Genomic DNA, 24,248 nt, shown 5'->3' on the forward strand with positions numbered 1-24,248 from the left:
ATATAGTAACAAAGAGATAAGGAAAATAATTAATGAGTAACAACGAAGAACTAATTTATGAATTTGAAACTGGAAATGAAGTCCTTGCAGAGAGATATGCTCTTTCTGTAGAGAGACTTGCAAGCATGGAGGATGAGCACCTTTCAAATGAGAAGTATGACAAGTACTTCCATTTTGTAAAAGAATTCCTTCTCATGGTAGATGATAACTATAGATTCATAAAAGATGGATCTTTTGACAAGGCTACATTAGAAGAACTTAAGGATAGAAATAAAAAGCTTTACGAAGATATCCTTCCTGAGAGCTATAAAAAGAGCTATGCAAATCCAAGCTTTGCAGTAGCTGAGTTTGGTGAGGAGTTTGGAAAACTCCTGGCAGCTCTTTACTATGAGCTTAGAGGCCTTATAACAGCAGCTTACAAGGAGAATATCTTTAATCTTGCTGTGGCTACAGAGCTCTTTTTAGAAGTATATGGAGTGTTTGTATCTGCTGATCAGAACAAGGCGCTTCCTAATTATGAGGAAGTTCGTAAGATCTTGTACTGGTATGGAAGTGACTACGCTGAGGAATTCAGGCAGCATAATTTTGCAGAAATGGTGGATTCTGACAGGAATTTTGTAAGAGAGATAGTTCTTTCTGCTGACCTTACAGATATTAGATATCTGTACAGATTTGGTGAGTATATTACTGACAATGAGATTAAGACTGCAGAACACCTTAATTCTCTTTCACAGGAAGATATCGACAAGCTTGCAACAACCTATACAGAAGGCTACCGCATTGGTTTTGCTATGACTGGCAAGGATATAACTATCAAGAAGACAGCAGGACTTCACTACAATCTTGGATTTGAGAGAATGGTCAAAAAAGCTATCTCAAACCTTGAAGAGATTGGACTTAAGTCTACAATTGTGCTTGAGCCTGACAATATTTTCAAGATGACAAGTTCAACTGGAAGATCTGGCATGTATGGAGCAAATCCTAACAAGCAGCTTGAGTATGATCATAAGGAAGACGTAGCTCTTTTCCTTGATAATAATTTCGTGACAAGAAAGCTTGAGGCAGCCAAGGCAGCAGGTGAGATGTACAAAGATAAGGCTCGCCTCTTTGGCGGACCAGCAGTAATAGAAGTGTTTGGAGAGATTCCATTTTCTCCTGAGGCTAACGCAGATGCGGTACATCTGTCCAAGGCTCAGCAGAAGATGCTCAGCGAATACAGAGTGCAGAACAGCCTTATTATGAATAACTACATCATCATGAAGGAGAGAAGCTTTACTATCATTGCATTCCCAGTTCCTGACATTGGTGATAACTTCAAGGCAATCTTTGACGAAACAGTTAAGATAAACACACTTGATTACAAGCTCTATCAGACTATCCAGCAGAAGATCATCGACTGCCTGGATCAGGGCCAGTACGTGATCGTTAAGGGAATGGGTGACAACCATACAGATATGAAGGTTATGCTCCATGAACTTAAGGATAGCTCCAAGGAAACTAACTTTGAGAACTGCGTTGCAGATGTTAATATCCCTGTGGGTGAAGTATTCACATCACCAGTTCTTGCTGGAACTGAAGGCACACTTCATGTTACAGGTGTTTATCTTGATGGCCTTTTCTACAAGAATCTTGAGCTTAAGTTTAAAAACGGCTGCATTACAGAATACGGTTGTACTAACTTTGATGACCCGGAAGAGGGCAAGAAGTATATCAGCGATAATATTCTCTTTAACCACAAGACTCTTCCTATTGGCGAGTTTGCTATTGGAACAAATACTACAGCATATGTGGTTGCAAGAAAGTACAACATTGCAGACAAGCTCCCTATCCTTATTGCAGAAAAGACAGGTCCTCACTTTGCAGTGGGTGATACCTGCTATTCCTATGAAGAGGATACTATGACCTACAATCCAGATGGTAAGGCAATCATAGCTAGGGATAACGAGATTTCCATAAAGAGAAAGACAGAGCCAGACAAGGCTTACTTTAGTTGTCATACTGACATTACAATTCCTTACGATGAACTTGGAGAGATCACAGTTGTTAGTAAGGATGGAAGCACAGCTACTATCATAAAAGATGGCCGATTTGTACTTCCTGGAACAGAAGAACTTAATAAACCAATGGATGAATGATCCATAACATTAGGCGGTAAGTGACTTTGGAAACTTACCGCCTGTTTCAGTTAAAAAAATAAGAAAATGATATAGAACTATATTTTGCTGTATGGTATGATACAAAAGATTTAGTTCTACAAGATAAAATGATATTTTGGAGGAGCAATATGGCACAAGTTGGAATTGTGATGGGGAGTGATTCTGATATGCCTGTTATGGCCAAGGCGGCAGGCATTCTTGATGAACTGGGCATTTCTTACGAGATGAGGATTATTTCTGCCCATAGAGAACCGGATGAATTTTTTGAGTACGCAAGGACCGCAGAAGATAAAGGCTTCAAGGTCATCATTGCAGGAGCAGGAATGGCAGCTCATCTGCCAGGAATGTGCGCCGCAATTTTCCCTATGCCAGTTATTGGCATTCCTATGCACACCACCTCTCTTGGTGGACGAGATTCCCTTTACAGTATAGTTCAGATGCCTACAGGTATTCCTGTGGCAACAGTAGCAATAAATGGCGGAGCCAATGCTGGTATCCTGGCTGCCAAGATTTTGGCAACAAGTGATGCTGCATTGTTACAGAAGTTAAAAGAGTATACCAAGTCCCTGAAGGACACTGTCGTAGAAAAAGATAAGCATCTTCAGGAAGTTGGTTATAAGAATTATTGATTGTTTGTGATTGGCGATAATAACATAGTTATGTAGCAATTCACTTATCAGCATATCATTAGGTTCATCATAAAAATTTATATATAAAGAAATGAGGAGTAATTATGGCACTGGATTACAAGAAGGCAGGCGTTGACATTGAGGCAGGCTACAAGTCTGTTGAGCTTATGAAGGAGTACGTTAAGGGTACCATGAGACCAGAGGTTTTGGGCGGACTTGGCGGATTCTCCGGAGCTTTTTCTCTTAGCAAGATAAAGGAAATGGAAGATCCGGTTCTTTTATCTGGTACAGATGGAGTTGGAACCAAGATTAAGCTGGCGTTCCTTCTTGACAAGCATGACACTATCGGAATTGATGCAGTTGCAATGTGTGTTAACGATGTTGCCTGTGCTGGTGGCGAACCATTATTTTTCCTTGATTATATTGCCTGTGGCAAAAATATTCCTGAGAAGATTGCAGCAATCGTTAAGGGAGTCGCTGAGGGCTGCAAGCAGTCTGATGCAGCACTTATCGGTGGAGAAACTGCTGAGCACCCAGGACTTATGCCTGAGGATGAGTACGATGTAGCTGGATTTGCAGTTGGCGTAGTTGATCGTAAGGATATGATCGATGGCAGCAACATCAAGGATGGAGACGTCCTTATTGGCGTGGCTTCAACAGGCGTTCACAGTAATGGATTTTCTCTTGTTCGTAAGGTCTTTGACATGACAAAAGAGAGCCTTGAAACATATTATGATGAGCTTGGCACAACGCTGGGAGAAGCTCTTTTAACACCTACAAGAATCTATGTAAAGATGATGAAATCCATCAAGAATGCCGGAGTTAAGGTTAAAGGCTGCAGCCATATCACTGGCGGTGGTTTCTATGAGAATATTCCCAGAATGCTTCCTGATGGAATCAAGGCTGTTGTTGAGAAAAACAGCTATGACATTCCTCCAATCTTTACTCTTATGCAAAAGAAGGGCCAGATTGAGGAGCATATGATGTACAACACCTACAACATGGGACTTGGTATGGTCCTTGCTGTTGATCCAGCTGATGTTGACAAGACTCTTGAGGCTATCAAGGCTTCTGGCGACAAGGCATGGGTTGTTGGTAAGTGCGCCGCAGGAGAAAAGGGTGTAGAGCTGGTATAAGATTATTGAAATTCCTCAGAAATTCTAAAATCGTATTGGACTAGTGAAGAAATCATATTTTTATAAGGAACATGAGCAAATGAAAATTGCAGTACTTGTGTCCGGAGGCGGCACTAATTTACAGGCGATAATAGATGCTATTGATCAAGGCAAGATAACAAATACTGAAATATGCCTGGTTTATAGTAATAATCCCAAGGCCTATGCCATAGAAAGAGCAAGGAAGGCAGGAATACCTACAGCTGTAAAAAGTCCTAAGGAGTTTGCAAATAGAGAAGAGTTCAATGAAACTCTTTTGCAGATTCTTAAGGATGCTTCTCCTGACCTTGTAGTACTGGCGGGATGTCTTGTGGTGATTCCAGATATTGTAGTCAGGGAGTTTTCTAATAGGATCATCAATATTCACCCATCACTTATTCCGGCATTTTGCGGAACAGGTTTTTACGGACTCAAGGTTCATGAAAAGGCCTTGGAGAGAGGCGTTCGTGTTTCCGGCGCCACAGTTCATTTTGTGGATGAAGGAACAGATACAGGCCCAATTATCTTGCAGAAACCAGTGATGATACAGCCAGGGGATACTCCTGAGGCCCTTCAGAAGAGGATAATGGAGCAGGCTGAGTGGAAGATACTTCCTATGGCCATTGACCTTATTGCCAACGACAGAGTGAGCGTCGAAGGTGGCAAGGTAATGATAAAGGGGTATGAATCACTGGAATTATAATAGGTTCCACGCAGGATGAGTACATACATAGACTGATTGAATATAGTGAAGTGATAGTTTAAGCGTTACGATACAGAAAGTGCAGAAGGGAAGAGCGTATGAAAGTTTTGATAGTTGGCGGAGGCGGCCGTGAGCATGCAATTGCTGAGGCTGTATCCAGAAGTAAGCAGGTAGATAAGATTTATTGTGCTCCAGGAAACGGCGGAATTGCTGAGCTTTGCGAGTGTGTTCCTATCACACCAATGGAATTTGACAAGCTTGTCTCTTTTGCCAAGGAAAAAGAGATAGATCTGACAATAATTGGTATGGATGATCCGCTTGTAGGCGGTATCGTTGATGCCTTTGAGGCAGCAGGTCTTAGAGTTTTCGGACCACGCAAGAATGCAGCTATTCTTGAGGGCAGTAAGGCTTTTTCCAAGGATCTTATGAAAAAATATGGTATTCCTACGGCTGCTTATGAGACTTTTGATGATCCTGCCAAGGCTCTTGAATACCTTGAAACAGCCAAGTTTCCTATAGTACTAAAGGCTGACGGACTTGCTCTTGGTAAGGGCGTTCTAATCTGCCAGAATCTTGAGGAGGCCAAGGCTGGCGTTCGCGAGATCATGGAGGATAAGAAGTTTGGTGATGCTGGTAATCACATGGTTATCGAAGAATTCATGACAGGCAGAGAAGTTTCTGTTTTATCTTTTGTAGATGGTAAGACCTACAGGCTTATGTCATCAGCCCAGGACCACAAGAGAGCAGGAGATGGGGATACAGGACTTAACACTGGTGGCATGGGTAATCTCTCACCAAGTCCTTTCTACACAGAGGAAGTTGATAAATTCTGCAGAGAACATATCTATGGCAAGACTGTAGAGGCTATGGCTGCAGAGGGTAGAGAGTTTAAGGGAGTTATTTTCTTTGGACTTATGCTGACTCCTGACGGACCTAAGGTTTTGGAGTATAATGCAAGATTTGGAGACCCTGAAGCTCAGGTAGTGCTTCCTAGACTCAAAACTGATATAATTGATGTGATGAATGCATGCATTGATGGCAGACTTGATAGCATCGACATTGAATTTGAGGACAAGGCAGCGGTTTGTGTTGTTCTCGCAAGTGATGGTTATCCTGTAAGCTATGAGAAGGGCAAGCTCATCACTGGCCTTGATAACTTCAAGGGCAAGGACGGTTACTATTGCTTCCACGCAGGCACTAAGAGCACACCAGAGGGAATAGTGACAAATGGCGGACGAGTTCTTGGTATCACTGCCAAGGGCGATACGCTGGCCGAGGCCAGAGCCAAGGCGTACGAAGCGACTGAGTGGGTCAGCTTCGAGAATAAGTACATGCGTCATGATATAGGAAAGGCTATCGATGACGCGAAGGAGGTATGAATATGAATAAGTTGGGAAAGAGAGTAGCAGGCATTATGCTTGCTGCAGGCGTTGCATTATCTTTATTTGTTGCTACACCTGTTACATCCATGGCTTATACTACATCAGGTAAGGTTGTATCCGACAATGTCAAGGTTAGAGAATCTGCCAGCACAACTGCCAAGCAGGTTTCTTCTCTCAAGAACGGAGATGTTGTAGATATCGTAGATGAGGCAACAGATGCTTCAGGTTACGTATGGTATAAGATTTTCGTCAACAAGAGCGAATATGGATATGTTAGAAGCGACCTGGTTTCCAAGTCAGGCGGATCAAGCAGTTCTTCTAATACTACAACTACAAGTACCAGCACCAGCACAACAACTTCAACTGCTTCACTTCCTGAGACACAGGTTACAGCAACTGAGCAGAAGAGCGCTACAGTAACATCTGAGAGCGTTAACGTCCGCAAGGGCGCAGGTACAGCCTATGATTCAGTAGGCAAGGTAACAAAGGGACAGACAGTTACAATTACAGGCGAGGCATCTGGAACAGATGGCAAGACCTGGTATCAGATAACTTTTGGTGATGGCAAGACAGGCTTTGTCAGAAATGATCTTGTAGCTATTTCTGAGGGAGCACCTGCTGAGAACACAGAAACTACTGAGAATACAGAAGGCGGCGATAATGCCGGTGCTGAGAATGCAGAAACTCCTGCAGAGGGAGAGGCTTCTCAGGAGCAGAGTGAGAGTCAGCCTGCTACAACTACCAGCCAGACTCAGGGAGATGGCAAGTATTCTCTTGTTTATTCAGCAGAGGAAGATGGTTCAGGTATCTGGTATCTGTACGCATATGATGAAGGCGGACAGGGCGGATACAGAGTAAAGGTTGATGATCTTATCGCTGCAGCCCAGAGCGCAGATGCAGTCAACAATCTTCGCAAGCAGAGTGATAACTACAAGAAAATAGCTATTTTCCTGGGAGTTCTTGCAGCAATTCTTGTAGCAGTTATCGTATTCCTTATCATCAGACTTAGAGATTCAGTTTACTACGAGGATGAGGAAGAAGAGGAAGAGTACGACCGCTATAGCACAAACCGCAAGCGTCCATCTAGAAATGAAGAGGAGAGACCTCTTAGAAGAGCTGACAGAGGTTCTGATGAGGACAGACGTCCTAGAGGCAGAAATGAAGAGCCAGAGAGAGCATCAAGAAGACCTGAGAGAGAGGCTGAGGAGAGAACAGTAAGACCTACCAGAAGACCTCAGGGAGAGGCTGATGAGCGTCCTGTAAGAAGACCTGAGAGAAATGCGGAGCGTGATTATGACCGCCCATCAAAGAGAGTGGCAGATGATCGCGATGCTGAGCGTCCATCAAGACGTCCAGCCCAGGAAGATGACAGGCCAGTTCGCAGATCCACAGAGGAGCGCCGCGCAGCTGAGACAAAGGAAGAGGCACCAAAGCGCCGCGCCCGCAACTTCGTAGGGGATGATGACGACTTCGAGTTCGAATTCCTTGATCTTGATGATTAAAAACTTGCGCAGTTCTGCGTAATAAAAACACATAATCGAAGGAAGACATACTGATTGTCTTCCTTCTTTTTTCTAAGATTGGGGATTTTCATATGATTCACAAAGACAAAACTAAAAAGATATTATTGGCTGCAGGTGTTATTGCCGTGTGTGCCATAGCTTTTATGTTCACCAAAAAGCTAGGAAAAGTCATTATTACAGATGCTGACGGAAATGTAGTTGGTAGCACAAAGGTTGGACAGATAGAGCACTTCTATGATGACAGAGAAGAAGATTGGGATCGTGATAATTGGATTTATGATAAGTACTACAATCCTGATTATATAGTCCTTTATTCAAACTCTAACAGGTGGCCTGAAGGAACTCTTTTTCACAAAAAATATTATGGCTTCGTTAATTTGAATACAGGGTTCGTTTCAGATGATGTGTATACAGATAAGCTGATCTTTGGTAAGGATGGACTTGCCTGGGACTACAGGGGACATTTTGTGGATGAAGCAGGTAAGCAGCAGATAACAGTGGAACTGTTTTTTGAGGATGAAAGATTTGATAACTACGATGGCAATCCCAGAAAACATGCCATTGATACTTTCTATGCAATTAACCATAGATGGGTGAGGCGAAAATTCCTTAAGTCAAGCGATGGCATTAGAAATAGTAGCTTGCATATGTCCATAATGGGTGATTTTAATGAATCAGGACTGGCCTATTTTCCTGTCTCACCAGGCTTTTTCGTGTATATAAATACAGAGGGAAAGAAGGCTTTTGATTTTTATTGCCAGGATGAGTATACCGACAGAATGGGACATTTACCGCAGCAGTTTCATACTTCTAACCTTGCTGTAGCAAAGATTTATGTCATAGGTGAAGATGGCTTTCCGGTTATGAATGGTCTTGCGGTTATTGATGTAAATGGAAATATAGTTGTTGCTCCTGACAATTATACTTCAATCGTAATAGATGACGACAAGGAAACTATTACAGCCTATCGGTATGACTATTATCAGATATTCGATTTACAGGGAAATGAATTGGAGAATGGCCATGAGTAAAAAGAGTAAAGGACTATTGATGTATTCTATTGGAATTATTCTGGTATCAATAGCTGAAGTATGTATCCCATATAAAAACGGAATTCTAAATTATCTTTTGTATTTATTGACCTTTATCAAGATACCGTTAGCCTATTTGGCAGTACGCAATGTAAAAGAACTATGCAGTGAGTATAGACTATCAAAAGCACTAGTAATGTTTAAACTTCTGTTTGCAGCTTTTTCACTGGATTTTGCTTTGAACCTTATAACACTTAACAACTATAATTCATCAGCATTTGAAGCAGAAAATCTTATTTACTATGCCTTTTCAATTATGTATATTACGGAAATACTATTGGAAGGAGTAGCATTTACTTTTATAATTTCAGATTACTACGAAAAGACAATGAAGATTCTGTGGATATGCGCAAATATCGTTGTGGAATTTTTTATTTTTTTCAATGTGGTAGACCAGGGCAGATCTGATGTAATCGATGCTATTTTAGATAATGCTATCGGCACGCTGATTTTTTTCGCTGCCTTTGCGTTTCGTCCTATCTTAATGCTGAGTGTAAGTGCCAACCCCAAAAACTACGCAGAAAAGATAGATCCTACTTCCTTTGAAGACGAAAAAGATTCAGAAGAATCAACATGAGCGACAAAACCGTTAGATAGCGCAAACAGATACACAATTTTACATTAAATTATTATGATGCTAAGGCATCACAAAGCAAGCATTTCCCTTTGATAGAGCGTATTGATATGTAAAGATTTTCTCAATATCTATAAATCCCAACTCATAAAACGGCTATCTGCAAAAAAATGTAGATAATTGGTCTTACCGCACCTAAAAACATAACAAAAGACCAAATATCTCAAAAAAATTGCAGATAATTGGTCTTTTGTGATATTTTCAAGGAAATAACTGGAACAAAAAACGCTGTAAAGATAATACTTATTTCCGCACAAGGTACTTCTGGCACGGCGCATATGGAACAAGTCTCAGAAGTGCTCACGATTGACGATTTGTTTGAAATTGTCTGAATATGACTTGCACGATAAATGGAACTGACCTTACTTCATCAGTAAACCACGAAAATGCTCCAAACATACAAAACAAAGGCTACCCTATGCATTATGCTAGGATAGCCTATTTTAGTGTAATTATTTCTTTTTGCGAATAGCTCTTTCTCGAATGTGTCAATATTAACGTTTTGTGCCTTATGAACGTGGTTGATGCTACTCAATTCCACCACCTTGAAATATCTGTAGCATCTGTTATACTAAAGTTATCACAGAAAAGGAGGCGCTTTATGATCATAGAAATAGATTTTAATAGTGATGAAGCTATCTATGTTCAGCTATGTAACCAGATCATATTGGGTATTGCCACGTCTCAGTTTCGTGAGGGTGAGCAGCTTCCTAGCGTAAGGCAGCTTGCGGAGACAATTGGTATCAATATGCACACTGTCAACAAGGCCTACTCTATCTTGCAGCAGGACGGCTTTGTCAAGATAGACAGAAGGCGAGGAGCTATCATAGCCATTGATATCAACAAACTTCAGGCACTTCAGGAAGCCCAGTCAGAGCTGGCAGTTGTACTTGCAAGAGCAATCTGCAAGGGAATTGGCAGGGAGGACATTCATGGACTGGTGGACAAGCTCTACGATAACTATGAGCGTAACTCATGAGTGGCAGATAGATAGCGCAATTTGACATGTGCTATAACTGCCGAGCAGATTTATAGAAAGGAAATATTAAATGGATTCACAGTTTACCGTTATGGCGGCTGACGCCCTTAAACTTGCGAAGCGCACAGCCAGAAGCCTTAAACTTAACTACGTGGGTACTGAGCACATCCTGATGGGACTTATCCTTGAGGATGGCAGTGTTGCATCCAGGATTCTTATTGACAATGGAATCGATGAGAACAGGATGATGGATATGATAAGAGACCTTATCGTTCCAGACAGCAGCGTTCGTACCCTTGATAAAGATGGCTTTTCTCCAAGAGCTGAGAAGGTTCTTGAGGAGGCCCACAGAATGGCAGAGCGTTTTCACGCTGACAAGACAGGAACAGAGCATATTCTCCTTGCTCTTATCAAGGAAGGAGAGAACGTAGCTGTCAGACTTATCAGCACTCTTAACGTTCCTGCTCAGAAGATTTATGCAGAGACTCTTGCTGCAATGGGAGAAGACCCCAATCTGGTGAAAGAGGACCTTGGCAGGAAGGCAGCTCCCAAGGCTGGCAAGAAGGCATCTATCCTGGCTCAGTACAGCCGTGATATGACAGCTCTTGCTCTTGAGAATAAACTTGACCCTGTAATTGGAAGAGAGCGTGAGATCAAGCGTGTTATCCAGATCCTCTCAAGACGAACCAAGAATAACCCTTGCCTTATCGGTGAGCCCGGTGTAGGTAAGACCGCAGTAGTTGAGGGACTTGCCCAGAGAATTGCTGCAGGCGATGTGCCTCTTACTGTTCAGAATAAGAGACTTGTAACTCTTGACCTGTCTGGAATGATTGCTGGTTCCAAGTACCGTGGAGAATTTGAGGAGAGAATCAAGAAGGTCATCAAGGAAGTATCTGAGGATGGCAATATCATTCTTTTTGTAGATGAGATGCATACCCTTATTGGTGCCGGTGGCGCTGAGGGTGCTATTGATGCTTCCAACATCCTTAAACCTTCTCTTGCAAGAGGCGAGATTCAGATGATTGGTGCCACAACCATCACTGAGTATCGCAAATATGTTGAGAAGGATGCAGCACTTGAGCGTAGATTCCAGCCTGTAAATGTAGATGAACCTACCAAGGAAGAGGCTACAGAGATTCTTAAGGGAATAGTTGGCAAATATGAGGAGCACCACAAGGTTACAATTACTCCGGAAGCCATCAAGGCTGCTGTAGATCTTTCTGAGAGATATATCAATGACAGAAACCTTCCAGATAAGGCAATTGACCTAATCGACGAGGCAGCAAGTGCAGTAAGACTTCGCACTATGGGTGTATCACCCAAGGTTAAAGAGATAGAGGATAAGATCAGAAATCTCGATATTGAGATTGAGGATGCTCTTAAGAACAGCGATTTTGACAAGGCAGGACAGCTTAACAAGGAACAGAATTCACTCCTTAGTAAGCTGGGCAGAGCCAAAAATACTGAGAAAAAGAAGGAGCAGAGCCAGGGCTTTATAGTTAATGAGAATGACATTGCAGAAGTAGTGGCTGAATGGACCAGAATCCCTGTCAAGAAGATAGCTGAGAAGGAGACTGAAAAGCTCCTTAAACTTGAATCAGTGCTTCACAAGAGAGTTATTGGACAGGAAGATGCTGTAAAGGCCGTATCCAAGGCTATCAGAAGAGGACGAGTTGGACTTCAGGATCCTAACAGACCTATTGGTTCCTTCCTGTTTTTGGGACCTACTGGTGTAGGTAAGACAGAGCTTTCCAAGGCTCTTGCAGAGGCAATGTTCGGAGATGAGAACGCTCTTATAAGAGTTGATATGTCAGAATATATGGAAGGTCACTCCGTTTCCAAGATGATCGGATCACCTCCAGGATATGTTGGTTTTGACGATGGCGGACAGCTTTCTGAGAAAGTCAGAAGACATCCTTACTCAGTAATTCTTTTTGATGAGATTGAGAAAGCTCATCCTGATATCTTTAACGTACTGTTGCAGGTGCTGGATGATGGCCATATCACAGACTCCAAGGGCAGAAAGGTCAGCTTCAAGAATACTATCCTTATCATGACTTCAAATGTTGGAGCTCAGAAGATTGTAGACCCTAAGAAACTTGGATTTGGCGCAGGTCAGGATGCCAAGAAGGATTACGAGGACATGAAGTCAGGAGTAATGGAAGAGGTTAAAAAGCTCTTTAAACCTGAGTTCATCAACCGTATAGATGAGATCATGGTATTCCATACTCTCACAGAAAAAGAGATGATGGATATTGTTACACTTCTGTCTCAGAATCTTGCCAAGAGATGTAAGACTCAGATGGGTATCAATCTTACAATTACTCCAGCAGTCAAGAAGTTCCTTGTGACCAAGCATTCAGATGCCAAGATGGGCGCAAGACCTCTTAAGAGGGCTATCCAGTCTACTATCGAGGATGCTATGGCAGAAGAGCTTCTTAGGGGCAATATCAAGGCTAACAGCGATGTTACAGTATCACTCAAGGACGAGAAGATTGTTTTTACAACAGGAGAAGGCAGAACCTCTGTCAAAAAAGCCAACGTAAAGACTACAAAGACTACTCGCAAGGTGAAGAGTAAGGCTGCTATAACTACTAAAAAGCCCACTAAAAAAGCTGGTGCAAAGGCCACAAAAAAGACTAAAAAAGTTTAAAAAGATTTAATTTTATATATGGGCCTTATGCTTTATAATGAAGGTGCAGAAATGCAGACAACATATTTTCGAAGTAGTCAGATTTCACTTAGGAGGTAATTTATGGCTGTCGTAGAGGAGCTTCTTCGAGCTGAGAAGGATGGAAGCATTAGCTTTGGTAATTACAAGCTTCCAGAGAAACAGAAGGTTGAGAATTTTGAGCACAACGGGGATTTGCTCAAGGTCAAGACTTTCAAGGACATCACAAAGCTTGAGAGCAACGAGAATTTCGTTTATGAATCTGTTCCGGGAACAGCGGTTCTTGGATTTAAGGAAACAGATAAGGGAGTAGAGTTTAGTGTAGAGGGCGACAGTGATGCCCAGATCACACTTGGACTTCTAGAAAACACAGAGTACAGCGTATTTGTAAATAATACAAGTATCGGTAAGATGAGCACAAACCTTGGGGGGAAGCTTAATCTCAGCGTTGAGCTTTCTGGAGGAAAGGCTCAGGTAAGAGTTGAGAAATAAGAATTAAGTAAGTTTAGGGCTTTCCGCTTGATGCGGAAAGCCCTTTTTTAGTTTATTGGAGGGAAAATGGCAACTAAGATAAAGACAGTTTTCTTTTGCCAGAGCTGTGGCTATGAATCATCCAAATGGATGGGGCAGTGCCCAGGATGTAAAGAGTGGAATACCTTTGTTGAGGAAACAGTTAAGCCTGCGGCTAAGGCTGTGGCTAACAAATCAGCATCTGTAGTTTCTGGAGAATACACAGCACCTGTTTCTTTGTCCCAGATAGTCATGAAGGATGAAGACAGGGCGGATACTCATATTGGTGAACTTAACAGAGTACTGGGAGGAGGCCTTGTAAGAGGGTCTCTTATTCTGGTTGGCGGAGATCCGGGTATTGGTAAGTCTACACTTCTTTTGCAGGTGGCAGGCAATCTTTCCGGTGACAAAAAGGACATTCTATATATATCAGGAGAGGAGTCTCTTAGGCAGATCAAGCTTCGCGCCAATAGAATAGGGGATTTTTCTGAAAGTCTTAAGTTCATGTGCGAGACCAATCTTTCGAATGTAGAGGAGGCTATAACCCGCACTAAGCCTGAGGTTGTTATAATCGATTCTATCCAGACCATGTACAGTGAGGCTGTTTCATCAGCACCTGGCAGCGTGTCACAGGTTAGAGAGTCCACGTCAGTTCTTTTGCGCATTGCCAAGAGCATGAATGTTTCTATCTTCATAGTGGGTCATGTGACCAAGGAAGGGCAGGTAGCAGGCCCAAGAGTCTTAGAGCATATGGTTGATACGGTTCTTTATTTTGAAGGCGACAGGCATGCTTCCTACAGAATCTTGAGAGCGGTCAAGAATCGTTTTGGCTCCACTAACGAGATTGGAGTTTTCGAGATGCTGGAAAAGGGGCTTGTGGAGGTGACTAATCCTTCTGAGTTTATGTTAGATGGAAGACCAGAGGGGGCAAGTGGATCAATAGTTACCTGCTCTGTAGAGGGAACAAGACCTATTCTTATAGAGGTTCAGGCCCTTGTATCGCACACTAATTTTGGCTTTCCAAGGAGACAGGCTAACGGCACAGATTATAACAGGGTTAATCTCCTTATGGCTGTGCTGGAAAAGAGAATAGGTCTTCAGCTTGGGGATTTTGACGCCTATGTGAACCTTGCTGGTGGCATGAAAGTGGCAGAGCCTTCACTTGACCTTGGAATCTGCCTTGCAATCATCTCTAGCTTCAAGAACAGGCCAATAAGCGATGATGTGGTGGCTTTTGGAGAAGTCGGCCTATCTGGAGAGGTCAGATCAGTTAACATGGCTGAGAGCAGAGTTTCAGAGGCTCTTAAGCTTGGGTTTAAGACTGTGATCGTTCCTAAGGCTCTTGAGAGTAAGCTTAAAAAGAGCTTTGAAGGCATTGAGATAATTGGAGTTTCTTCAGTTAGCGATGCCATGAAATATGTATCATAAAAATCTCAAACAAATCAAAAAATAGTTTGAATATGATTGAATCTGTGATTTTTCTTTTGATATTATATTCAAGTATGTTGATCATAGATTTTGGTAATACGATTAGGGAGTTGTGAATTAGATGTCGAGGAGGAAAATAATAGCGCTGGTAAGAGTTTTTTTATCACTTCTTGTGATAGCTGCTATGGGGAGCAGTAGGGTTATTGCTATTGCCAGTGATTATGACCAGACCTTAATATCTGTGGATGAATCAGAACAGGCCGTGTATGAGAAGGGGGATTTTGAAGCCTTAGGTGATGAGAGTACTACAGAGATTTCTTTAGAGGGAAATCTGAAACCAGAATATGCTGATGAGGCTACTACAGATGCATCTGATGAGGGGAATCAGATTGATATATCTGAGAGTAAGCTAATTGTAATTGAAATTGGAAAAAGTGAGGAAGACGCTCAAGACTCATATACAGAGGATGTGTGTTTTTATATTCGAGGTGGTATAGATGCTGAGATTCCATATGAACCGTCAGTGCATTTATTTGATGCATATTCTGATGCTATAAGAGTCAATGATGCTGTGAAATATACTGGAACAGTATTAGGACAGGATCTTGAAGATAAAGAGGACAATCTGGATGAGGATGGCTGCACTATAAAGAATGAGGTGACCAGTTGCCTTTTGGCCAGGCCAACGCTTGAACAGATACAAGAGGTTGCGCCTGAGTTTGATCCGGCTAAACACTACATTGTCTGGTATGTTATTAAGAGTAGCTTAACGACGCCTCCAAATGCTGATGTTTTGGTACATGTGGACGGAGTTATCAGAAGCAGGGTTTATTCGCAGTATGGTGTTGAGCCCGATGAGCCAACGGAACCAGAACCTGGAGAGAATCCGATAGAAGAACCTGCTGAACCAGAGCCAGGAGAGAAGCCGATAGATGAACCAATCGAGGAACCTGTAGAAGAGACAGTTCCTTCAGAGTATAGCTTTAATATCTATACCAAGAACTTTGCAGAACCTTTTGAGTATGACGGGCAGGAGCATATTATTGGTGGATATGTCATAGAGGTTCTGGATAAGGAAACGGGAGAACTTCTGCAGGAATTTGACTATGGGCCTTTCGGTAACAGGCTTGGGATGCGGATGTCATTTAGGACAGAAGGTGAAAGCGCCCTTTCTGGCACCGTTTTTTCTTTTGCTGGAGCATCTTATAAAGTAAATGTGGACAGTGCATATTTGTCTGTGACAGAGCCAGGATTGTATAGCATTCCATTTTTGAGCGGTGGGAAAGAGATTTCACTGGACGATATCAGAATCTGGGATGAGAGTGGCAAGCTTATAGATACTGGAATCAGCAAGAATCCCAAGGGCGGAAGCGACAAGACAGAGGTTTTAAAACGCAGTATTACTGTAACTGCTGGAAGTACAGTCCAGAATGATGACGGGCAGACTCTTACAAACGATAAGGTCAGTATAACGTCCGGAAGCCTTATAGAGGGCCACAAATTGGTAACTACGATTGTGGGAAGCCAGACAGGTCCTGGAACATCCCTTAATGAGATCACAAGCTATGATATAGTTGATGAAAATGGTAATAGTGTCAAGAAGTTCTATAATGTCAGTCTTGTAAATGGCCAGCTTGTGCTGGTTCCTGTATCAGGAGAAGATTCTAATGGAACCAACAGCACTGGATCAGCAGTTACAAGCATTCTTGTAAGGGACCAGGAGAAAACTACTGTAGATAATAAACCGATGGTTTTAGGTGCACAGAGGGGTGGAGACGGAAACTCAGATAGCATTGATGGGCAGAGAGCCCACGGGGTGCGAAGCTCAGAAACTTCAGATGAAGGAATTCCGTCGGGAGCAAGGCTTAGCCTTATCATCCTGTGTGTTATGATCATAATGGTCATAAATATTAAAAGAAATAAACAAAATTAGAGTTAAATAAATTTGAAAAAGTGTCGATAAGATTAATGTATGAAATCTTGTTGGCACTTTTTGTGTTGCGGAAAAACAAAACTTTCTTAGAACACAAGAACGCTTCACCACGGATATGGTGACGGAGGCTTTATTATGTCTGGTAGTTTTCTTAAAGGATCTTGTAAGGTTATCACCTGTTTTGTTTTGGCAGTGGCAGTTCTTTTGCACTCTCCTATAAGCTGCAGAGCCTATGATGATACGGTTTCTTTATCAGAAGATACCTATAATACGCTTATAAAGGGCACTACTGTGTATAATGGCGTGGATTATGGGGCAAAGTATGGATATAATCCGCTTTACTATTTCCTGAACTACAATGATCTTCGAATTGCATATGGGGCTAATCCAGCCAAGCTGGTTGAGCATTATGCGATTTATGGTTTAAAAGAGAACAGAGTAGCTAACACGCAGATAACAAGGGGCGCCCATTCCTGGGGCAGTAGCAATGAGTACATTGTTCCTTCCTATCAGCTGACCAAGGATAAGAAAGATGGGATGGTAGTTATTCCGGAGCAGCTCCATGGTAATGGCGGTATGAATAGACGCCAGGAGACAGAGGCCAGGAGCGTTGCCAAGCAGCTTGCGACCAATATTTACAACCAGGTAATGGCCGCTAACAGCAGTGACAATAATAAGAAGAGCAATAAGAAGGATGCAAATGCTTCTCCGGTAAATGAAATCCAGATGGTAGCCTATGCAACGGGAATAGTCCAGGCATACTGCAATGCGGGAAAAGAGTTGACAAGGGAAGAGGTTCAGAGCACTAACAGCAAAGTATATAGGACAGCTTATGGAGTCTTTTGTGCACATGAGTTTACTAGCGCAGGTGCAACGAGAGCCTTGGGTCTTATCCTTGATTACCTTGATGCCATGATACAGCAGAATTATCCGGGTGCTCCGCCACTAAAATGGGTACATATGAATGCAAATACCTGGGAGCAGCAATACTGCCAGATTGCCTGCGATAATCACGAGGCATACGCAGATGCAATCTATGGAATTGCCGGTTATGGCAAGCATCCTCTGCAGGGCGGCGTAGAGCAGGATATACAGAAATATGTAACTTATGCAACAATTTCCCAGATTATGAATACAAGGCCGCCATATGCTGACAATGGCAAGGCTAGTACTCAGGACCTTCCTAAAAATGCTAACCCTATGAAGGGCGTATCCAATGACTACTAATCTTTTTGCGGGGATATGATGATGAAAAGTATGCTTGCCAGAGTTACATCTTTGGCTATGGCGGTAGCTCTTTTGAGCGCCAATACAATTACATGCAGGGCTTTTGCTGGTGATGCCGGGGAAGTCATTGACTCTTCCACTTTCAAAAGCAACTATAAGATCACTACTATCCACATAGGAAGTGATGTGTATGAGATCACAGCAAATGCCTTCAGAAACCTGATCAATCTTCAGGCGATAACTGTGAGTGCAAATAATCCAATATATGCTTCCTACAGTGGATGCCTATATGACAAGCAGATGACAGAACTTTTGTGCTTTCCACCGGCTCTTTCGGGGGCCTATATCCCGGATACGGTTGTTTCTATTGGAGAGTATGCTCTTCACGGAGTGCCGCAGGATTTAAAGGATAGTATAGTTTCTGTGGTTGAAAGCCAGGCTCTTGAATATGGACCGGAAGTTGATGTTCCGGGAGCACATTTTGTACATGATGGTGGAACTGTTAAGTGGAAATGCGCTGATGGCACTATCATCGTGCCAAACACCAGTCTCATGGCTATGTCTGCAGCTCTTTTAAATGATTGTACAACTATGAATATGAGAAGAACAGACAAGCTTCAGAGTAGCTTTGACTATCTCACAGAAATTTTATCTTATGAGCGCAGCACAGAAATACCGACGGGCGATTGGGCTGAGGCTTATGCAGAAAAAGCTCTTTCAACAGGTAAGGCTAATTGCTATGGATATGCTGCAGCTTTTGCCTATTTGGCCAGTGGCCTTGGCTATGAATCAAGAGTTTGCGTAGGAACAGTCACTTCATCACTTGGAGGCAGGACCTTACACTCCTGGACAGAGGTAAGACTTGGAAACCGATGGTATGTCTTTGATCCGGAGATGCAGGATGCAAAGGGCGGGGGCTACTACAAGCAGACTTATGATAGCTACCCTGCAGGGCCGCTAGAAAAAACGGGAAGCTTTTTAGTGAGCTTTGAATAATTATCATGGAGGATTTATGAGACGTTTAGCTTTTATTTCATTAACTATATCAGGATCGGTGCTTTTACTGTTTTTGGCGAACCTGCTTCTCTTTAACTATGTTCCATCCTATCATGATGCGCTTGAGATGGCAGTTGCAGGAGACAGCCAGATTCCGATGGTTGTTATTGATGAAAATAACGAAGCTGTTGTGATCAGAAGAGATGAGATGACTTTTGGAAATAGCAAGGCTTCAAAGGCACTTAGTGTGCTGGATACTACAGAAATTGGGATTGATGAGAGTGTTCCTCTTTCCGGGACTATAGATTCTAGTGCTCAGGAGCTGGAGGATGAAATGGTTTCCGGGCAGCAGGCAGAAAAAGATGATGCAGATCAGAAGAAACATTCAGGCACTGGAAAAGAAGATGCTAAGGCCCAGGAAAAATGCGAAAAGCGCGTAGTTGATAAGAAGTATTACGAGGACTGCGGTAGCGATAAAGGCTACTGGGTCATTACCTATGAGGATGGCACAACCAGCATTGAAAAATAAAGCACTGGGGGCTACATATGCATCAGGTGACAAATATTTCTTATGGAGAAGGTTCTGTAAATATAGTTCTTGATTCTTCCAGTCAGATGGAAGTCACAGCACCAGAGTTTCGCTTTGGTGACTATTCGAGTGTTGTAACATCCTGCTTTACTCAAAAAGAACTTGAAAGGATAAGTGAAGGTGAAAATGCGCTTCTCACCTTCTATTTTGTTGTGTCAGATGAGGTGGATGATGAGCAGCTTCTGGCTCAATATAGCGAGGCAATAGAGAAAAATGAAGAGCAGATAGGAAGGCTGACTGAAGGAATATATTTGGATGTCAAAGCAAGCAAGACAATATCTGATGATAAAGAGAATTCTTTAGTAACGCTTTCTTCTGATGTCGATGTACAGATGGATATTCCGCTGTATCTTATAGGTGAGGGCAGGTCATATTTCTTTTTATCAAGCAATATGGGAAACTGTGAACTTATTGAAGATGCCTCTCCTGACGCGGATGTCCTTACCATCAGCACAGATATTATGTGTCCAGGGGTCGTGCTTTACCAGGATATTGGAGAAAGTCTTGTAGAAAGAGATGACAAGGTTTTTAGGATAAAGACAACGCATCTGGCAATTATAGGAATTGCTGCGCTGGTGATATTATGGGCTGTTCTCGACCGCTTGCACAAAAATAGTAAGCGATGGTAAAAGGCTATTTGGAAAGTACATAATAATTGCTTGAGTATGACTCAGACAGTGGGATACTAATGCTGATGAGAGCCGTACTAATGAGAATAGTCGGAAATTATCTTCTATATTTTCACAATCTGTGATAATATTAGATACGTTGCTAAAATTAGTTTTTTTAGCTTAAGCAGTGCGGGGCGTTTTGTAATGAAGAAAAAATTAGTTTGCTATATGGTTATGGCAGCCCTGGCTTTTTCCCTACTAGTGGGGTGCTCTAGTCAAGTAGTAGAAGAAAAGCCGCAGGAAGCTGTAACCCTTAGTTCGTATAGTGGAACAAAGGTGGGAGTGTGTATTTATCAGATTTCTGATAATTTTATGACTCTGTTTAATAATGAACTCGTTAATTACCTTGTTTCTAAGGGATTTTCCAAGAATAATATAATAGTTTATGGTAGTGCTAACAGCGAATCTATCCAGCTATCACAAGTTGAGAAGCTGATAGACGAGGGGGTTGATGCGCTTATAATCAATCCTGTTAATTCCTCTGTAGCCCGAGCTATCACTGATAAAGCGGTATCTAACGGGATTCCGCTTGTATATATCAATCGTGAGCCTAGTGGAGAAGAGGAACTCAGGTGGGAAAATTACGGTTTTGATGTTACTTATGTAGGGTGCGATGCCAGACAGTCAGGCATTTACCAGGGGGAACTTGTTCTGGACCTTGGATTGGATGAGCTTGATAAAAATGGAGATGGGGTAATTCAGTATTTCATGATAGAGGGCGCTCCAGAGAATGTTGATGCTGGCTACAGAACTATGTATTCAGTCTCGACTATCAAGAATGCCGGTGTTAAGATGGAATGTCTTTTGGATGAGGTTGGAAACTGGGACAGGGCTACTTCCAAGCTTCTTGTAAGGGAGGGACTTTCTCAGGGACTTATCCCGGAACTTGTTATATGTAACAATGATGCCATGGCCCTTGGAGCAGTGGATGCAATTAAAAGTGGAAAACTTGTTCCAGGCAAGGATATCTATGTGGTTGGAGTTGATGCTCTTCCGGAAACTATTGCTGCTATTGAAGATGGTGACATTGCTGGTACAGTGTTTAATGACTATATCCTGCAGTCCCACAGGGCAGCAGATGCTGTGATGAATTACCTTCAGGGAAATGGTAATGAGCATTATGTCGGCTGCGACTACAAAAAGGTCAGCGCTAAAAATGCTCAGGTTATCAAGAAGATGATCCAGAACAGTAATAATGAGAAGAAGGACCAGGGCCAAGAAAACTAATCTGGTTGACATGATGGTGCGAAAAAATAGGGGTTGCTTTATTTGGACTTGCGTTATATAATGAAAAACGTCGCTGATTCAAGTACGCTTGTTACTTGGACTAGCAAGAATCGGGGTGTGGCTCAGTTGGTAGAGCACTATCTTAGGGAGGTAGGGGCCGCGTGTTCGAATCACGTCACTCCGATTGTCGGAAAGCCGCTTGTTTAGCGGCTTTTTTATTTTCACTTTTCAAAAAAGTGAGTGACCAAGTGAGTGACCAAACAGGACATCTTAGCTTAACATTATCATACTCAGTAAAAATATAAAAGGTGAAGTTAGGGGCAAAAAAAGGTCAAAAAGGTCCACGACTTTTTGCTGTATCTTTTTGTAAAGCATATCTTTTTGCCAGTATAACAATATCATATTAAAAACGATTGTGAAATTAGCTGGAAGTCTCACTTTGACTGCTGGCGGTTGCAAATAGACTCAAAATGGCATCTTGTGTGCCTACAGGATATCTATAAGCTTGATTAGCTTTTCTTTTACCACGTCATCGCATGTTTTTAGTTTAAGCTCAAGCTGTTTATCGATTTTGCTTTTTGAATGAACCTTTGAATTAATCTTCTCTAAATCGCAATCATATTCAGATGCTATAAACAGATCAACACTACATTTCAAATAGTTGGCAATATTGATAAGCGCTGATAATGATGGATGTGCTCTTCCGTTTTCTATGTTGCTTATATGTGAGGAATTTACGTCAAGATAATTAGCGAGCTGTTCTTGTGTAACTCCCATATCTTTTCTACGCTTCTTTATTTGCTTCCCAATCATCACATAATTAAGCTCATTCATACAAAAGACCTCTTATATTTTCATATATGCTCTAATTGTAAAGAGGGTTTTTTATTAGAATAATGAGTTATTACAAAACGTTTAGTTATAGCTAATGTTTCTGACGTATTATTTCGATATAAATAGTGAGACTATCAGAATCTGGGGATGAGTATGGTTATTTCACATAATCTGGCTGCCATGAATGCCAATAGACAACTCAATATTACTACGGGCATTACAGCAAAATCATCTGAAAAGCTTTCTTCAGGCTACCGAATTAATCGCGCTGCAGATGACGCGGCAGGGCTTGCTATCTCTGAGAAGATGCGCAGGCAAATACGTGGGTTAACACAAGGAACCGAGAATACTCAGGATGGAATCTCTATGTGTCAGATCGCTGAGGGTGCTCTTGACGAAGTAAGTGCAATGCTCCAGAGAGTAAATGAACTTTCGGTTAAAGCTGCAAATGATACTAACACCTCTAATGACAGACAATACATTCAACAAGAAATAAATCAGATATTAACTGAGATAGACAGAGTATGTGATACTACAACCTTTAATGAACAGCCAATCTTTCAAGGAGCAACAGGCGTTACTATTATTCCTGCAATATATGAGCCAACTACGATAAGTAATTACAGAGTATCCGGCACTCCGACTGGAAATAGTGCAGGAACGTACAGGATTTCTGCAAATGAGAGTGGATTTACAATAAATGGCACAAACCATTCCTGGTCAGAATTCACAAATGGGACAGGCAGATCATTAGGAGATTCTTTCATTTCTCCAGGAACATATTCGTTTACTTATAACGGAGTAACAATGTCAGTCGATGCTGAAAATGATGCATCTATTGATGATGTTGTTGGTACATTGAATGGGGCAGGATTCACAACAAAAGTAACAAGCTCTGAGACAAAAAAGCTTTCTGATCTAATTAAAATTAGCTTCAATCCCGGTTGGTCGGCAAATGGGATTCCTACAGAAAAAGAACCTCGTATCACTTTTAGTGCTGAAGACATGATGCTTTCGTTTGAAACAGGACTTTTGGATTATTACTCCGGTGAAGAAATAGTAGGCATATGCGACTTGAATAATCATTCTCACTGGGATCAAACGCCTTATGGAGAAAGCATAAGTTTAGATACAAAAATATTTGATGAATATTCTCAACATATAAATGTTGCGCATTTTGACTTTAGATCTGAGGGCGTTTCAGATTTATTTATACCGCAATTATGGATAGAATACTTCGGGATTGAAGATGACGATTATGCTGCTGTTAAAGATATGACAGTGAAGGACGCAATTGACATCTTGACAGGGATAACAATGGACTATGAACAATTTGAAGATAGTTATGAGTCTTCAAAAGTCTACAGAGTTAATGATGGTAGTTACGGAAGCATCCATTACCCAAACGACAAAATAATAGAAACCAATGTAACACTTGCTTTAGATAAAACCATTTCAACCAATTACCACGGAAAAATCATAACTCCGGAACAAAGAATTTCCTCCGATGAAGATAAGAATGTCTGGATACATTCAGGTTCGGAATCAAATGATGGATTATATTTGGCATTTGGCAGAATGGATACCAACATCCTTGGTATAAGTGGACTGGACGTCTTAACTCAGCAGACAGCTCTCAACACTATTGATCGTATCAAGAATGCAATTGTTGCTCTTAGCGGAATTCGCAGTGATATCGGTGCCCAGCAGAATAGATTGGAGCATATTATAAAGAGCCAGAATAATACTATTGAGAACACTCAGTCTGCAGAGTCAATTATACGTGATACAAATATGGCTACAGAAATGGTCAGATACTCTAATGAAAACATTCTGGCACAGGCAGGTCAGGCTATTCTGGCCCAAGCCAATCAGACCAACCAGGGCGTATTGTCACTGCTTCAGTAGAAA

The 24,248-nt window shown here is 41.9% G+C and carries 20 protein-coding genes and 1 tRNA gene; 20 read left to right on the top strand and 1 reads right to left on the bottom strand.

Annotated elements, in window-relative coordinates:
* Nucleotides 1–32: 32 nt before the first annotated feature.
* The 19 genes from G631_RS0103105 to G631_RS0103195 all read left to right on the top strand — a co-directional run bounded on the left by G631_RS0103105 (nt 33) and on the right by G631_RS0103195 (nt 21,687).
* On the top strand, nt 33–2,135 hold the full coding sequence (locus G631_RS0103105; protein ID WP_051196779.1) for an aminopeptidase: 2,103 nt from the start codon (nt 33–35) through the stop codon (nt 2,133–2,135).
* 149 nt (nt 2,136–2,284) lie between these two features.
* Entirely contained in the window at nt 2,285–2,785 is a 501-nt protein-coding gene (gene purE / locus G631_RS0103110) for a 5-(carboxyamino)imidazole ribonucleotide mutase (protein ID WP_026488208.1), read from the top strand.
* 110 nt (nt 2,786–2,895) lie between these two features.
* Nucleotides 2,896–3,921, top strand: a complete 1,026-nt coding sequence (gene purM, locus G631_RS0103115) for a phosphoribosylformylglycinamidine cyclo-ligase (protein ID WP_026488209.1) — start codon at nt 2,896–2,898, stop codon at nt 3,919–3,921.
* A gap of 79 nt (nt 3,922–4,000) precedes the next feature.
* Complete coding sequence (gene purN, locus G631_RS0103120; protein WP_026488210.1) at nt 4,001–4,642, top strand: phosphoribosylglycinamide formyltransferase; 642 nt, start codon at nt 4,001–4,003, stop codon at nt 4,640–4,642.
* Nucleotides 4,643–4,740: 98 nt separating this feature from the next.
* Nucleotides 4,741–6,021: a phosphoribosylamine--glycine ligase gene (purD, locus tag G631_RS0103125; protein WP_026488211.1), complete on the top strand. Its 1,281-nt coding sequence runs from the start codon at nt 4,741–4,743 to the stop codon at nt 6,019–6,021.
* A gap of 2 nt (nt 6,022–6,023) precedes the next feature.
* Nucleotides 6,024–7,526, top strand: coding sequence for an SH3 domain-containing protein (locus tag G631_RS0103130; protein ID WP_026488212.1), 1,503 nt, complete (start codon nt 6,024–6,026; stop codon nt 7,524–7,526).
* 92 nt (nt 7,527–7,618) lie between these two features.
* Nucleotides 7,619–8,578: a hypothetical protein gene (locus G631_RS0103135; RefSeq protein ID WP_026488213.1), complete on the top strand. Its 960-nt coding sequence runs from the start codon at nt 7,619–7,621 to the stop codon at nt 8,576–8,578.
* Nucleotides 8,571–9,215: a hypothetical protein gene (locus tag G631_RS0103140; RefSeq protein WP_026488214.1), complete on the top strand. Its 645-nt coding sequence runs from the start codon at nt 8,571–8,573 to the stop codon at nt 9,213–9,215. The genes G631_RS0103135 and G631_RS0103140 overlap by 8 nt, the downstream gene beginning before the upstream one ends.
* Before the next feature lie 658 nt (nt 9,216–9,873).
* A complete protein-coding gene (locus tag G631_RS0103145; RefSeq protein ID WP_026488215.1) occupies nt 9,874–10,251 on the top strand; it encodes a GntR family transcriptional regulator in 378 nt (125 codons plus the stop codon).
* Between the two features lie 70 nt (nt 10,252–10,321).
* Nucleotides 10,322–12,904, top strand: coding sequence for an ATP-dependent Clp protease ATP-binding subunit (locus G631_RS0103150; RefSeq protein ID WP_026488216.1), 2,583 nt, complete (start codon nt 10,322–10,324; stop codon nt 12,902–12,904).
* A 102-nt stretch (nt 12,905–13,006) separates the two neighbouring features.
* A complete protein-coding gene (locus G631_RS0103155; RefSeq protein WP_026488217.1) occupies nt 13,007–13,414 on the top strand; it encodes a hypothetical protein in 408 nt (135 codons plus the stop codon).
* Between the two features lie 66 nt (nt 13,415–13,480).
* On the top strand, nt 13,481–14,860 hold the full coding sequence (radA, locus tag G631_RS0103160; RefSeq protein WP_026488218.1) for a DNA repair protein RadA: 1,380 nt from the start codon (nt 13,481–13,483) through the stop codon (nt 14,858–14,860).
* Nucleotides 14,861–14,981: 121 nt separating this feature from the next.
* Complete coding sequence (locus tag G631_RS0103165; RefSeq protein ID WP_026488219.1) at nt 14,982–16,793, top strand: hypothetical protein; 1,812 nt, start codon at nt 14,982–14,984, stop codon at nt 16,791–16,793.
* A gap of 135 nt (nt 16,794–16,928) precedes the next feature.
* Nucleotides 16,929–18,020 (top strand): hypothetical protein, encoded by a 1,092-nt coding sequence (locus tag G631_RS0103170; protein WP_026488220.1) that lies wholly within the window; start codon nt 16,929–16,931, stop codon nt 18,018–18,020.
* 15 nt (nt 18,021–18,035) lie between these two features.
* A complete protein-coding gene (locus tag G631_RS0103175; RefSeq protein ID WP_155833863.1) occupies nt 18,036–19,016 on the top strand; it encodes a transglutaminase domain-containing protein in 981 nt (326 codons plus the stop codon).
* Between the two features lie 16 nt (nt 19,017–19,032).
* The gene (locus tag G631_RS0103180) at nt 19,033–19,545 is read left to right on the top strand and encodes a hypothetical protein (protein ID WP_026488222.1); all 513 of its coding nucleotides are present in this window, start codon (nt 19,033–19,035) and stop codon (nt 19,543–19,545) included.
* Nucleotides 19,546–19,562: 17 nt separating this feature from the next.
* Nucleotides 19,563–20,234 (top strand): hypothetical protein, encoded by a 672-nt coding sequence (locus tag G631_RS0103185; RefSeq protein ID WP_026488223.1) that lies wholly within the window; start codon nt 19,563–19,565, stop codon nt 20,232–20,234.
* Between the two features lie 186 nt (nt 20,235–20,420).
* Nucleotides 20,421–21,503, top strand: a complete 1,083-nt coding sequence (locus G631_RS0103190; RefSeq protein WP_026488224.1) for a substrate-binding domain-containing protein — start codon at nt 20,421–20,423, stop codon at nt 21,501–21,503.
* A gap of 111 nt (nt 21,504–21,614) precedes the next feature.
* Nucleotides 21,615–21,687: transfer RNA gene (locus G631_RS0103195), tRNA-Pro, on the top strand.
* 302 nt (nt 21,688–21,989) lie between these two features.
* On the opposite strand, the gene G631_RS0103200 is transcribed toward G631_RS0103195, so the two are convergent.
* Nucleotides 21,990–22,337: a helix-turn-helix domain-containing protein gene (locus tag G631_RS0103200; protein ID WP_026488225.1), complete on the bottom strand. Its 348-nt coding sequence runs from the start codon at nt 22,335–22,337 to the stop codon at nt 21,990–21,992.
* 153 nt (nt 22,338–22,490) lie between these two features.
* On the opposite strand from G631_RS0103200, the gene G631_RS21295 reads away from it, so the two are divergent.
* Entirely contained in the window at nt 22,491–24,245 is a 1,755-nt protein-coding gene (locus G631_RS21295; protein ID WP_242829054.1) for a flagellin N-terminal helical domain-containing protein, read from the top strand.
* The last annotated feature ends 3 nt before the right edge of the window (nt 24,246–24,248 follow it).

This window comes from Butyrivibrio sp. XBB1001 (assembly GCF_000424505.1).
GTDB lineage: Bacteria > Bacillota > Clostridia > Lachnospirales > Lachnospiraceae > Butyrivibrio.